Annotated in this window: 10 protein-coding genes and 1 riboswitch; of the genes, 4 read left to right on the forward strand and 6 right to left on the reverse strand. The window is 72.6% G+C overall.

Annotated features, from left to right (window positions below; translation table 11 throughout):
* Window positions 1-97: 97 nt before the first annotated feature.
* Both ACZ5CW_RS02660 and ACZ5CW_RS02665 read right to left on the reverse strand, forming a co-directional pair.
* Window positions 98-298, reverse strand: a complete 201-nt coding sequence (locus ACZ5CW_RS02660) for a hypothetical protein (protein ID WP_468597681.1) — start codon at window positions 296-298, stop codon at window positions 98-100.
* Entirely contained in the window at window positions 285-1,787 is a 1,503-nt protein-coding gene (locus ACZ5CW_RS02665) for a PspC domain-containing protein (RefSeq protein WP_468597682.1), read from the reverse strand. The genes ACZ5CW_RS02660 and ACZ5CW_RS02665 overlap by 14 nt, the downstream gene beginning before the upstream one ends.
* Before the next feature lie 211 nt (window positions 1,788-1,998).
* Here ACZ5CW_RS02665 and ACZ5CW_RS02670 point away from each other — a divergent pair, with 211 nt between their 5' ends.
* Both ACZ5CW_RS02670 and ACZ5CW_RS02675 read left to right on the forward strand, forming a co-directional pair.
* Window positions 1,999-3,291 carry an ATP-binding protein gene (locus ACZ5CW_RS02670; RefSeq protein WP_468597684.1) on the forward strand — a complete coding sequence of 431 codons (1,293 nt, stop codon included), beginning with the start codon at window positions 1,999-2,001 and terminating at the stop codon, window positions 3,289-3,291.
* The gene (locus tag ACZ5CW_RS02675) at window positions 3,288-4,034 is read left to right on the forward strand and encodes a LuxR C-terminal-related transcriptional regulator (protein ID WP_468597685.1); all 747 of its coding nucleotides are present in this window, start codon (window positions 3,288-3,290) and stop codon (window positions 4,032-4,034) included. The genes ACZ5CW_RS02670 and ACZ5CW_RS02675 overlap by 4 nt, the downstream gene beginning before the upstream one ends.
* 17 nt (window positions 4,035-4,051) lie before the next feature.
* On the opposite strand, the gene ACZ5CW_RS02680 is transcribed toward ACZ5CW_RS02675, so the two are convergent.
* Window positions 4,052-5,116, reverse strand: coding sequence for a C40 family peptidase (locus ACZ5CW_RS02680; RefSeq protein WP_468597686.1), 1,065 nt, complete (start codon window positions 5,114-5,116; stop codon window positions 4,052-4,054).
* A 442-nt stretch (window positions 5,117-5,558) separates the two neighbouring features.
* On the opposite strand from ACZ5CW_RS02680, the gene ACZ5CW_RS02685 reads away from it, so the two are divergent.
* On the forward strand, window positions 5,559-5,912 hold the full coding sequence (locus ACZ5CW_RS02685; RefSeq protein WP_468597688.1) for a hypothetical protein: 354 nt from the start codon (window positions 5,559-5,561) through the stop codon (window positions 5,910-5,912).
* A gap of 3 nt (window positions 5,913-5,915) precedes the next feature.
* Here the strand turns inward: ACZ5CW_RS02685 and ACZ5CW_RS02690 are convergent, their stop codons facing one another.
* Both ACZ5CW_RS02690 and ACZ5CW_RS02695 read right to left on the reverse strand, forming a co-directional pair.
* Window positions 5,916-6,881, reverse strand: a complete 966-nt coding sequence (locus ACZ5CW_RS02690; protein WP_468597689.1) for a tellurite resistance/C4-dicarboxylate transporter family protein — start codon at window positions 6,879-6,881, stop codon at window positions 5,916-5,918.
* A gap of 239 nt (window positions 6,882-7,120) precedes the next feature.
* Entirely contained in the window at window positions 7,121-8,110 is a 990-nt protein-coding gene (locus ACZ5CW_RS02695; RefSeq protein ID WP_468597690.1) for a C40 family peptidase, read from the reverse strand.
* A gap of 8 nt (window positions 8,111-8,118) precedes the next feature.
* Window positions 8,119-8,289, reverse strand: a riboswitch (cyclic di-AMP (ydaO/yuaA leader).
* 286 nt (window positions 8,290-8,575) lie between these two features.
* Between ACZ5CW_RS02695 and pcrA the strand changes: the two genes are divergently transcribed.
* The gene (gene pcrA / locus ACZ5CW_RS02700) at window positions 8,576-11,065 is read left to right on the forward strand and encodes a DNA helicase PcrA (protein WP_468597691.1); all 2,490 of its coding nucleotides are present in this window, start codon (window positions 8,576-8,578) and stop codon (window positions 11,063-11,065) included.
* A gap of 33 nt (window positions 11,066-11,098) precedes the next feature.
* Here pcrA and ACZ5CW_RS02705 read toward each other — a convergent pair whose 3' ends face one another.
* Window positions 11,099-12,598, reverse strand: coding sequence for a M23 family metallopeptidase (locus ACZ5CW_RS02705; protein WP_468597693.1), 1,500 nt, complete (start codon window positions 12,596-12,598; stop codon window positions 11,099-11,101).
* Window positions 12,599-12,730: the final 132 nt, after the last annotated feature.

Consider the following 12,730-nt stretch of genomic DNA (forward strand, 5'->3'; position numbering starts at 1 on the left):
TCAGCACCCGGACCCCCACAGCGACCGTAGGACGGCGCCCGGCGTCCGGCGTCCGGGGAAGCACCACGTCCTCGCCCCCTCGGGCTCGGCAGCCGCCCTAGGCGCCGCCCCGCCCGCGTATACGGCGGGTCAGCGCGGTCGTGACGCCGGCCAGGCACAGGCCGCCCACCACCAGCGGGACGACCACGAACCACGGCGTCTCCCACAGACCGCGCGCATCCCCGGCGTAGACGGCACCGGTGGCGGTCAGGAAGAGCCCGGCGACCAGCTTCCCGGGCTGGAACTCATGACGCAGCACGGCTGACCTCCACCTGTCCCGCACCGACGTCCAGCGTGAGGTCCAGCGTGCCGGAGTCTTCGGCGCCCCCGGCCGGCGTCAGTGTCACGTCCTTGTGCCTGCCCGGCTGCACGTCCACGTCCTTCCTGCTGTCCCCGGGCAACCGGATGTCGCCCACTCCCACGTCGATGCTCATCCGCACGGTCGCGTCCGCGGGCACGACCACCTTCAGTTGCCCCGCGCCCACATGGGCGCCGGTGGCGACCTTCTGTCCCTTGGCCGGACGGACCCGGGACAGGTCCAGCGTGCCCCGCCCGGTGCCCAGCTCGTAGGCGGACCGCACCTGCGCCGCCGCGGCGGGTTTCCAGGACACCTCCCGCCAGTGCGTGGTGATGTCCTTCGGCAGGGCCGACGCCCCGGCGAGCAGCGCCGCCGTGACGACCGCCAGGAACACCGTCCCGGCCCCCGTGCGGCCCAGGAACGCGCTGACCGCGACGCCCAGTCCGAAGACCGCGAGCGCACAGGCGAGGCCCGTCTGCAGGCTGGTGCCCAGCGGGTGCGTGTCCCAGGTCAGCCCGGTGCCCAGGCCGCCCGCCAGCAGGGCGAGCAGGAACAGCGGGCCGCCGATCCAGCGCGGGCCGCGCGGTCTCGGAGGAGCGGTGGCGTGCGGCGGCCGCAGGGGGCCGTGGTGGGTCCAGGGGGTGGCGACGGAGACGTCGAGGTCCGGGGCGAGGTCCCGCCCTCGGGCGTCGCTGGGACCCCACAGATATCCGGTGCCGCCGACATGGGTGCCGTCCTTGACGATGGGGTCCCGCCACCAGGAGGGGTAGAAGGTGACGACGGGCGGCGCCTGGGCCTCCGGTGGGGCGTCGGCGGCGGCCTGTGCCGCCAGCGGGTCGGGGTCCGAGGCGCCACGGCGGCGCGACCAGTACCCGGCGCCCGCGAGCAGCAGGGAGAGCACCACGGCGAAGGTCAGCACCCCGCCGTTTCTCAGCATGGTCAGGAAGATTCCGCAGCCGACCAGGGCGAAGAGCACCGCGACCAGCGCCTGGCCGTCGACCCGGCCGGTCAGCAGCTTGCGGATCTCGTTCTCCTCGTCGTCCTCGTACGGCACCAGGAGCCAGGCGAAGCCGTAGAAGATGAGGCCGATGCCGCCGGTCGCCGACAGCACGGCCAGGGTGATGCGGAAGATCACCGGGTCCATCTCGGTCCGCCGGCCGAGCCCCGCGCACACGCCCGCGATCATCTTGTGCCGGCGGTCGCGCCGGAACCGGGCAGGGACCTCGGCGGTGCCCCGCTCCCGCTCACGCTCCGGGTCAAAGGCGCCGGTGCCGATGCCCGCGCTCGTCCTGCTTCCTGTGCCGGTGTGGGTGCCGGCGCCGGTGTCCGTGCCGGCCGCTCCCGTCCTCCCCGTCGCGGCGGGCGCGGCATCCGTCGGTCCGGTGCCCGGGGCCGGGCGCGGGCCGGTGCCGGGTCCCGGACCCGTCGCGGCGTGCTCGTGATCCGTCATGCGTCCATGGTGACGGCCCGGTCGCCGCGACGGCAGTCGGGACGACCCTGGGCGAACCCTGAAATCGGCCCTGAGGCGGGCTGGGGAGGCGTCCGAGCGGCAGCGGACCGGCCCCGCCCGGCGCAGCCCGGGCCGACCCCGCCGAAGATCAGGGGCGTCTCCGGGGCCGACCCTGATGCTCTGCCCCGCCGGCCATGTGACCATCGTTGCCATGCCGGAAGCCGCAAGCCCGCCACTCGACGACCCGCGGCCGCCGCGCAAGCTCTACCGCAGCAGCGACGGACGCTGGCTCGGCGGAGTGGCGCGGGGCCTCGCCGGGCATCTCGGGCTGCCCGTCATCTGGGTGCGGCTCGTCTTCGTCGGCCTGTTCATGGCCGACGGACTCGGGGCGCTGCTGTACGCGGCGTTCTGGTTCTTCGTCCCCCTCGGGGTCGGCGGCGTCGGCGAGCAGAAGCCGCCGACGCTGGTCGGCACCGAGACCTCGCCGGACGGCCGCCGCAGACTGGTGGCCCGCAAGCCGGACCGGGGACAGATCGTCGCGTTGCTCCTCATGGTCATCGTGTCCATGGTCTTCGTCGGCAGCGTCAACCTGGGCAGCGCGGCCAAGGCGTATCTGCTGCCCGCCGTGCTCGTCGCGGCCGGTGTCGCCCTGGTCTGGCGGCAGGCGGACAACGCCCGCCGGGCCCGTTGGGTCGAGGTCGGCCGGCGCCGGCGCACCCTCACCCTGCTGCGGGCGGCCGGTGGAGTCCTGCTCGTCACGGCCGGTGTCTCCGCCATCTTCGTCCTGCAGGGTTCGGCCGCCCACCTCGGCGCCGTCCTGCAGGCCGCGCTCGCCGTCCTCGTCGGCATCACGCTGCTCGCGGGCCCCTATCTGGTCCGCATGACGCAGGACCTGTCCGAGGAACGCCTGATGCGCATCCGTGCCCAGGAGCGAGCCGAGGTCGCCGCCCACGTCCACGACTCCGTGCTGCACACCCTCACCCTGATCCAGCGCAACGCCGACAACGCCGGCGAGGTGCGCCGCCTCGCCCGCGCCCAGGAGCGCGATCTGCGCACCTGGCTGTACAAGCCGGAGGGCACCGGCAAGGACGAGGCGGACGAGCCGGACACCGTCGCGGAGGCGGTACGGCGCAACGCCGCCGAGGTGGAGGACAAGCACGGCGTGCCCATAGAGGTCGTCATCGTCGGCGACTGCCCGCTCGACGAGAAGACCGCCGCACAGATGCAGGCCGCGCGCGAGGCGATGGTGAACGCCGCCAAGTACGGTGGCGAGGGCGGCGCCGTACAGGTCTATGCCGAAGTCGAGGGGAAGACGGTCTTCGTGTCCGTGCGCGACCGCGGCCCGGGCTTCGACCCGGACTCGATACCCGCCGACCGCATGGGCGTCAGAGAATCGATCATCGGCCGCATGGAGCGCAACGGCGGCACGGCCCGGCTGCGGGCGGTACCGGACGGCGGCACGGAGGTCGAACTGGAGATGGAGAGGGCGGAGAAGACGTCATGAGTGACGCGACCGAGGCGAACGGCACGGCGGCAGCGGCGGAGGCGGCCGGGTCCGGCCGGCCCGCCGGCGGCGGCGCGGGCGGGCGGCACGTCCGCGTGGTGCTCGTGGACGACCACCGGATGTTCCGCACCGGCGTCCAGGCCGAGATCGGCCAGACCGCCGAGACCGGCGTCGAGGTGGTCGGCGAGGCCGCGGACGTCGACCAGGCGGTCACGGTCATCACCGCGACCCGGCCCGAGGTGGTCCTCCTCGACGTCCACCTGCCGGGCGGCGGCGGTGTCGAAGTACTGCGCCGGTGCGCGGCGTTGACGGCCGACGCCGAGCGGCCCGTGCGCTTCCTCGCGCTGTCCGTGTCGGACGCGGCGGAGGACGTGATCGGTGTCATCCGCGGTGGCGCCCGCGGCTATGTCACCAAGACCATCACCGGCGCCGACCTGATCGACTCGATCTTCCGGGTGCAGGAGGGCGACGCCGTCTTCTCCCCGCGGCTGGCCGGGTTCGTCCTCGACGCCTTCGCCTCCACCGACGCCCCGCCCGTCGACGAGGACCTGGACCGTCTCACCCAGCGCGAGCGCGAGGTGCTGCGCCTGATCGCCCGCGGCTACGCCTACAAGGAGATAGCCAAGCAGTTGTTCATCTCGGTGAAGACGGTCGAGTCCCATGTCTCGGCGGTCCTGCGCAAGCTCCAGCTGTCCAACCGCCACGAGCTGACCCGCTGGGCGACCGCGCGCCGTCTCGTCTGACCCCTGCGGGGCCGCCCTCACGCCACCCGGGTGGCCCCGGCGAAGGGCATCTCGTCGACCGGGGCCAGCCGGACCGGTGCCGACGGGTTGGGGGCGTGGATCATCTGTCCGCCTCCGACGTAGAGCCCGACGTGGCTGATGCCGGAGTAGAAGAACACGAGGTCGCCGGGCTGGAGTTCGGAGCGGGAGAGGCGTCGGCCCGCGTTGATCTGGGCGTAGGTGGTGCGGGGCAGGGAGACGCCGGCGGCGCGGTAGGCGGCCTGGACCAGGCCCGAGCAGTCGAAGGCGTTCGGGCCGGTCGCGCCCCACACATAGGGGCTGCCGAGCTTGGTGTAGGCGTAGGAGACGGCCGCCGCAGCGCGCGTGTTCGGGGCCGTGGCGGACCCGGCGCGTTCCAGTGACTGCCGCGTGCCGGAGGCCGACCGGGAGACGTGCCCGGCCGGGGCGCCGTCACCGGTGACCTCGGTCCGTTGCTGCGGGGTGAGCCGTGTCAGCAGCCGCCGGGCCTCGTCGAGCTTGCCGGTGATGGTCTTCTTCTGCCTCTTCAGCTCCGCCTGCCGTGAGCGCAGGGACTTCAGCTCGATGTGTGCGGCGCCGCGCAACCGCTCGATCTCCCGGAGCTGTTCGCGCACCCCTGACACGGCGGCGGCCTGCCGGTCACCGGCCCGCTCCGCGAACGCGGCGCCCGCCAGGTACCGGTCGGGGTCGCCGGACAGGGCCAGCTGCCAGGCCGGGTCGATACCGCCCTCGCGGTACTGCGCCGCCGCGAACGAGCCCAGGGCGTCCCGGGCCGAGTTGAGCTTGGCCTGCTTGCGGGCGGCCTGGTCCTGCAGCGTGTTCACCCGGTGCTGGGCCGTTTCGGCCTTCTCCTTCGCCCCGTTGTACTTCTCGGTGGCGCTCTCCGCCTCTTGGTACAACGTGTCGACCCTGTCCTTCACCTGTGCCGGCGTCAGCTGTGGCTCGGCGTGTCCCGTCCCGTCGAAGCCCGTAGCGGTGGCCGCGCCCGCCAGGGTGAGAGTGGCGGCCGTGCGGACCGTATGGCCGCTGAGCGGGCGTTGCCGGGGCTTGCGGTGCGCTGCCACCTGGACCGTCACGTCCTTTCGTGGGACCTCGTACGACCGAGCGCGGTCGGTGCGCCCGGCGGCGGCCGGCACAGGGGGAGCCGGCCGCCGCCGGGCCTTTCTCGGCGGAGGTGGCCGACTGCCGCCCTGGCCCGGGCGGCGGTGGGGAGCCGGTCACCTGGGGGAGGACGCTAGGCCGCTCTGTGACGAGTTGGTAACGCGGTGTACGGAACTGGCTTCGATGGAGTGGTACCTGACCGTATGTGACCGTGTTGCCGGGGTGGAGTCGTCGTCTTCACGCAGCGTAGTGACCGAAGCATCGAAAGCGGGGTGGGGCGGAGCGGCGGGGTGCTATGGGGCGCATATATGCAAGATCAGCAGCCGTCGGGGCGGGTCCCGGTGGAACGTCGTCGGCGGGCCCGGCCACGGAGGGCTCGAGCGCCCCTCGTTAGGCTCCGGCTCCATGGACGTACTCATCCACCTCTTCGTCGGCCTGCACATCATCGGCATCGCCGCGCTGCTCGGCGGTTTCCTCACCCAGATGAAGGCGATAGGGCAGGGCACGGCCCGGTTCGTCCCCGGCATGCTGCACGGCGCCCTCACCATGCTGGTCACCGGCGTGGCCCTGGTCGGCCTCAACCAGGCCGACGACCACCACGTCAACAACATCAAGATCGGCGTGAAGCTGGCCCTGCTGATCGTGATCCTCGGACTGGTCTACGTGAAGCGCGACGAGGAGCGGGTCGACAAGAGGCTCTTCGGCCTGGTCGGTCTGCTGACCACGGCGAACGTCTTCATCGCCGTCCTGTGGACCTGACGGTCAGCCGACACCGTCGCCCGCCCGGGCCGCGAGCACCGCTCCGGCGGCGACCGCGAGCCACGCCGCCACCGCCACCCACACCAGCACGCGTCCCGGGCCCGTGAGCCACGGGACGCCCATGGTGGCCGCGACGGACAGCGTGGCGGCGGCCGTCATCCCCATCGGGAACACCGTCGACCACCGCCGCATGTCGTAGCCCGGCCGCGGCCGGGCCGCCTCCGCCGCCAGCAGCACGAGGTATCCGGTGAGGTCCAGGACGAGCAACGCCGCCGTGACGGTGCGCAGGACGCCGCGGTCGTCGTCGTTCCACAGGTACAGGCGCCCGCTGTCAGCGGCGAGCAGTTTCGCCCCGGCCAGCGTCGAGATGGCGAGTGCCCCGCCGGCGATCCAGTGGTCCCCGGCGCCCTGAAGCACCTGCCGCGGGTCGAAGCGGACCAGGGCGAGGCCGTAGAGCACCAGACCCAGCCAGAACAGCACCAGCGCGGTGTGCGCGAGCCACGCCGTACCCTCGGCCGCGGCCAGCGTGGCTCCCGGCACCGCGAGCCCCTGGGTGGCCACACAACCCAGGAACACCGTTCCGGGCATGCCCTGGGTCCAGCGCCGTACGACGAGGACGAGCAGCACCGGCCAGAGCAGCGCCGCGAGTGCCAGCAGGGCCTCGGCCAGGGTCTGCCGGCCCAGCATCGAGATCCGGGTGCCCAGCACGGTCGTGGCGGCGACGGCGGTCAGCGCCCCCGGACTCCGCGCCTCGCTCAGCCAGCGCTGCCGTTCGCCGAGCAACCGCAGGACGAAGTCGGCGGCCAGCGCCACCCAGGCGACGCAGGCCAGCGCCAGCGCCACCCGGGAGACCGCCTCGTCGCCGGCCGTGTGCAGGGCCACCGACAGGATGCCGGTCGCCATCACGGCGGCCCCGGCCGCGGGAGGCCGCTCCCTCCACCACGCACGCAGACCTGAGATGCCGGGCATGCGCCCGATGCTAGGCAGCCGGGCGCATCCGGCCGGGCAGGGCACGCGTGCGGGGAGCGCAAAAACGCGGGTACGCGCGCGTACGCCGCGAGAACGCCGTCACGCGCGCGTGGGGACGCGGCGCCGCGGGGCGGGGCGCCCGGCACGGCGGGGCGGGGCGCCCGGCACGGCGAGGCGGGATGCCAGGCGTTCTGGGGCGGGGGCCCGGCGGCGCGGGGCTGGGCCCGGAAAGCGAACGGTCAGGCCGGCCGCACCACGCTGTGGATGATCGATTCACCACCGCGGTCGACGGACTCCTCGCGGACGTACGCGCCGGGCTCCGGAGCGTGGATCATCATCCCGTCGCCCGTGCAGAGGCCGACATGGCTGCTGTCGTCGTGGAAGAAGACCAGGTCACCGGCGCGCGCGTCGGAGAGGGGGACCGGGGTCCCCGTGGCGGCCTGGGCCCGGGCGCTGCGCGGGAGGGTGACGCCGGCGGCCTTCCACGCGGCCTGGGTGAGGCCGGCGCAGTCGTAGGAGCCGGGCCCGCTGGCGCCGCTCACGTACGGCTTGCCGATCTGGGCCCGGGCGAAGGCGACCGCCTTCCCGGCCTTGGTGGCCTGCCGCGAGTCGGCGGTCCCGTACGCCTGCGGACCGGCCTGCGCCGGCTGCCGTCGGCCGGGCGCGGCCGGCCGCGCGTCCTCCTGGGCGGTGAGCCGGGACAGCAGCCCGCGCGTGGTGGCGAGCTTGTGCTGGACGGCGGCCTTCGCGGCCTTCACGTCGTAGGGCGGGGCGTCCGGCGCCTGCGGGATTCTCGTGGCCCTGCCCCGCTCGGCCGTGTCCTTCACCCGCGAGGCCAGCCGGTTCATCACCCTGCTCTGGGCGAAGTGGTCCTGCGGATACTCCTCGAGGAGGGAGGCGGCCGTGTCCGCGGTGGCCGCGAACGGCATCCACCCGTCGCGGGCCTTGGCGAGCAGGCCCGCCCGCCGCGCTTCCTCCTGGCGCAGTTCCTCGGTATGCGCCCGCTGCCTGCCCGCCGGTTCCTCCTCCGGCGTCGAGTCGGCCTGGCGGTAGAACTCGTCGATCTTCTTCTCGATCTCCTCCAGGCTGGGCCGGCCGTCGTCGGCGGAAGCGGCCTCGGCCGTCTGGGACAGGACGGCCACGGAGGTGAACGCGGCGGTGGCCAGGGCGGGGCCGCGCAGGCCCGGTCCAAGGGTGCCGCCGGGGCGCGGCTTGCGGTGCGACGCCAAGGGAGGCGACTCCTTCCAACATGCCGCCTACCGGGTTAGCTGTCGGGTTCGGGCGGGTGCTTCGGAAGGGTTGCCCTACGGCGTCGTCCCGGGCGGGAGTCGGCCGATTCACCCCAGGATCGGTGGGTCCCCGGCTCCGGGCACCGTGCGGGGCGCGCCGGACTCGGCGGAGGCCGCATGGCCCGGCGACGTTCGCCGGAGAGGGGTCGTGCGGCCTGACGGCAACTTAGCCAACTCGTGTGTCTCCTGTGAAGGTTGGTGTGCGGTTTGTCCGATACATTTCCGTGACCTGGGGTCGGTTTCACGTGGGCGTGAACAGGCGGTTCCGCAGCGTGAGGGGCTGGTCGGGGCCGGTGGGGCGACGATCGGCTCGCCGCTTCGCGTCCGGGGGCGGGACCCGGCCGCGGGGCCGGGTTCCGGGTACGGGGACGGTTTGTCGGTGGGGCGCCCTAGACTCGTAGAGCGATGAGCAGCCTCTTTGACGACAGCTTCCTGGCGGACCTCCAGCGCCCTCGCGGGCACGAGGAGGAGCCTCCGCCACCGCCCGAGGACGATCACGCTCCGGAGCCGATTCCGGACGATCTGTTCGGCGGGAAGTTCGACGCGCCGCCGGACCGGGACGCCTACTACCGCGACGGCGCCCCCCGCCCGGCGATCGACGCGGCGGCACTCCTGGAGGGGCTGAACGAGAACCAGCGCGCCGCGGTCGTGCACGCCGGCTCCCCGCTGCTCATCGTCGCCGGCGCCGGCTCCGGCAAGACGCGCGTGCTCACCCACCGCATCGCCCACCTGCTCGCCGAGCGGAACGTCCACCCGGGCCAGATCCTCGCGATCACCTTCACCAACAAGGCCGCCGGCGAGATGAAGGAGCGCGTCGAGCAGCTCGTCGGCCCGCGCGCGAACGCGATGTGGGTGATGACCTTCCACAGCGCGTGCGTACGGATCCTGCGCCGGGAGTCGAAGAAGCTCGGCTTCACCTCCTCCTTCTCGATCTACGACGCAGCCGACAGCAAGCGCCTGATGGCCTTGGTCTGCCGCGACCTCGACCTCGACCCCAAGCGCTTCCCGCCCAAGTCCTTCAGCGCCAAGATCAGCAACCTGAAGAACGAGCTGATCGACGAGGAGGACTTCGCCGCCCAGGCCACCGACGGGTTCGAGAAGACCCTCGCCCAGGCCTACGCGCTGTACCAGTCGCGGCTGCGCGAGGCGAACGCGCTCGACTTCGACGACCTGATCATGACGACGGTCAACCTGCTGCGCGCCTTCCCGGACGTCGCCGAGCACTACCGCCGCCGCTTCCGGCACGTCCTGGTCGACGAGTACCAGGACACCAACCACGCCCAGTACGCGCTCGTGCGCGAACTGGTCGGCACCGGCGACCGCGCCGCCGAAGACGTCGAGGCCCCGCCCGGCGAGCACGACCTCCCGCCCGCCGAACTCTGCGTCGTGGGCGACGCGGACCAGTCGATCTACGCCTTCCGCGGCGCGACGATCCGCAACATCCTCCAGTTCGAGGAGGACTACCCGAACGCGACGACGATCCTGCTGGAGCAGAACTACCGCTCCACGCAGACCATCCTGTCCGCCGCCAACGCGGTCATCGAGCGCAACGAGTCCCGCCGCCCGAAGAACCTGTGGACCAACGCCGGCCAGGGCGCGGGGATCACCGGCTATGTCGCCGACACCGAGCACGACGAGGCCCAGTTCGTCGCCGACGAGATAGACCGCCTCACGGACGCGGGCGAGGCGAAGGCCGGGGACGTCGCCGTCTTCTACCGCACCAACGCGCAGTCCCGTGTCTTCGAAGAGGTCTTCATCCGCGTCGGACTGCCCTACAAGGTCGTCGGCGGCGTTCGCTTCTACGAGCGCAAGGAGGTCCGGGACGTCCTCGCCTACCTGCGTGTCCTCGCCAACCCCGAGGACTCGGTGCCGCTGCGCCGCATCCTCAATGTGCCCAAGCGGGGCATCGGCGAGCGCGCGGAGGCGATGATCGACGCGCTCTCCCAGCGCGAGAAGATCAGCTTCCCGCAGGCTCTCAAGCGCGTCGACGAGGCGTACGGCATGGCCGCGCGCTCCACCAACGCGGTCAAGCGCTTCAACACGCTGATGGAGGACCTGCGCACGATCGTCGCTTCCGGCGCGGGACCGGCGACCGTCCTCGAAGCGGTGCTCGAACGCACCGGTTACCTGGCCGAGTTGCAGGCCTCGACCGACCCGCAGGACGAGACCCGCATCGAGAACCTCCAGGAACTGGCGGCCGTGGCCCTGGAGTTCGAGCAGGAGCGCGGCGAGGGCGAGCAGGGGACGCTCGCCGAGTTCCTGGAGCGGGTCGCCCTGGTCGCGGACTCCGACCAGATCCCCGACGAGGAGGACGGCGACGGCGTCATCACCCTGATGACCCTGCACACGGCCAAGGGCCTCGAGTTCCCCGTCGTGTTCCTGACCGGCATGGAGGACGGCGTCTTCCCGCACATGCGCGCTCTCGGCCAGACCAAGGAGCTGGAGGAGGAGCGGCGCCTGGCGTACGTCGGCATCACGCGCGCGCGGGAGCGGCTCTACCTGACGCGGTCGGCGATGCGCAGCGCCTGGGGCCAGCCGTCGTACAACCCGCCCTCCCGCTTCCTGGAGGAGATCCCGGCCGCCCATGTGCAGTGGAAGCGGACGGGTGCGGCGGGGCCGGTGTCCTCCGGTCCGGCCTCGGGGATCGCGGCCTCGCTGTCCTCGACCCGCTCGCGCTCGTCGGCGTCGGGTGCGTCCGGGTTCGCCACGCGGCGCACCGCGGAGAAGCCGGTGGTCGCACTGGCCGTCGGGGACCGGGTCACCCACGACCAGTTCGGGCTCGGCACGGTCGTCGGGGTGAAGGGCACGGGCGCGAACGCGGAGGCGACGATCGACTTCGGCGACACCAAGCCGAAGCGGCTGCTGTTGCGGTACGCGCCGGTGGAGAAGTTGTAGCAGGGGAGGTTCTGGGGGCGAAGCCCCCAGGTCCTACGTCGGATCCAGTCCGTGGCTGCGGAGCCACGGCAACGGGTCTATGGCCGCCCCGCCCACCGGTCGTACCTCGAAGTGCAGGTGCGGGCCGGTGGAGTTGCCCGAATTGCCGGAGTAGGCGATCGGCTCGCCAGCCTTGATGGCCGCACCGGAGGCCACGCGGTAGCTGGAGAGGTGGCAGTACCAGGTCTCCGTGCCGTCCTTCGCCGTCACGATCATCATGTTGCCGTAGGCGCTGTTCCACTTGGTGGTGACGGTGCCGTCGGTGGCGGCCATCACCGTGGTGCCGTAGGAGACCGGGAAGTCGATGCCGGTGTGCACCGACATCCAGTTCACGCCCGCCTGGCCGTAGTAGGCGCTGAGCCCCCGCTGCCCGACCGGCAGCGCGAACTTGGGGCGAAGTCGCTCCTTGAGCGCTGCCTCCGCCGCGGCCTTCTTCTTCTCCAGCGCCTGCTGCGTCTTGAGGTCGATCCGTTCCTGGGTGCGGCTCGCCCGGTCGGCGAAGTCGTCGGCCCCGGCGGAGAGGGTCTTGAGCTGGGTGTCCAGCTTGCTGTTGGCGACCGCCGGCTGCACCGCGTGCGCGTCCGGGGCGGAGGCGGTGGTGTCCTCGGAGCCGCCGGTCAGGGTGCCGACCGAGGCCGCGGCGATCCCGGCGACCCCCATCACGCAGGCCGAGGGCACGGCGACGGTCAGCAGCGCCGAGCGCTTGGCGGGCGTACGGCGCCGGGAACGCGCCGCGCCACGGGAGCCCGCGCGGGGCGCCGGGAGCGGGGTGACCTCCTCCTGCTCGTCCAGCAGGTCATGCACGACGGGCAGTTCACCGGTGGCGCCCGGCTCACCCTCGTCGCCCTGCTGCTCCTCGAAGACGCTGTCCTCGTACGGCACCTGCTCGAAGCCCGCGGTCGCGTGCGCGTCGCCGACCTGCTCGAAGGTGGCGGTGGCCTGCTGGTCGAACGGTTCGGCAACCTGCGCGGGCTCCGGCACGGCCTGGCCGGCCGCGTTCCACTGCGTGGCGTCGTACGCGCCCGTGTCGAAGGTCTGGGTGCCCCACTCCCACTGCTGGGTGGCGTCGGCGCCGGCGGACTGGTCGGACTGGAGCCAGGCGCTCGCGTCCCACTGACCGCTCACGTCGTTCCCGGTGGGCTGCGCCGGGACCGTCCACGCGGTGGCGTCGTACACACCGGAGTCGTAGGCGGCGTGATGCTGGGCCGCGTAGGGGTCGTAGTTCAGGGCCTGGCCGGTGCCCGTCTGCCACTGCGTGGCGTCGTACGCGCCGGTGGTCTGCTCGCTGCCCGGGAGGCTGCCGAAGAGGGGATCGTGGGCGTAGCCCGTGGTGCCGGTGGTGGCGCCGGTAAAACCGTTGGCGTCGTAGCCGCCGTACGTGGTGAGGTCGTCGTAGGAGACTTCCGGTGTGCCGTACGGAGCGTAGTGCTGGGTGGAGGCGTCGGAAGCCGGGGCCGGGGTGGTCATGATCCCCGACGGGTGACGGTCGTTCACCAACTTCTCTTTCGCCTCGACAACAGGGGCTGCCAGAGCAGTGCGGCGACTGTACCCGGCGGTACGCGGGCGCGACAATCTTCGGCCGGTTTCACGTGGACCGGAAACGGGCATTCGGCCGTGTTTCGGGGG

It is taken from the genome of Streptomyces sp. NPDC031379, assembly GCF_055569615.1.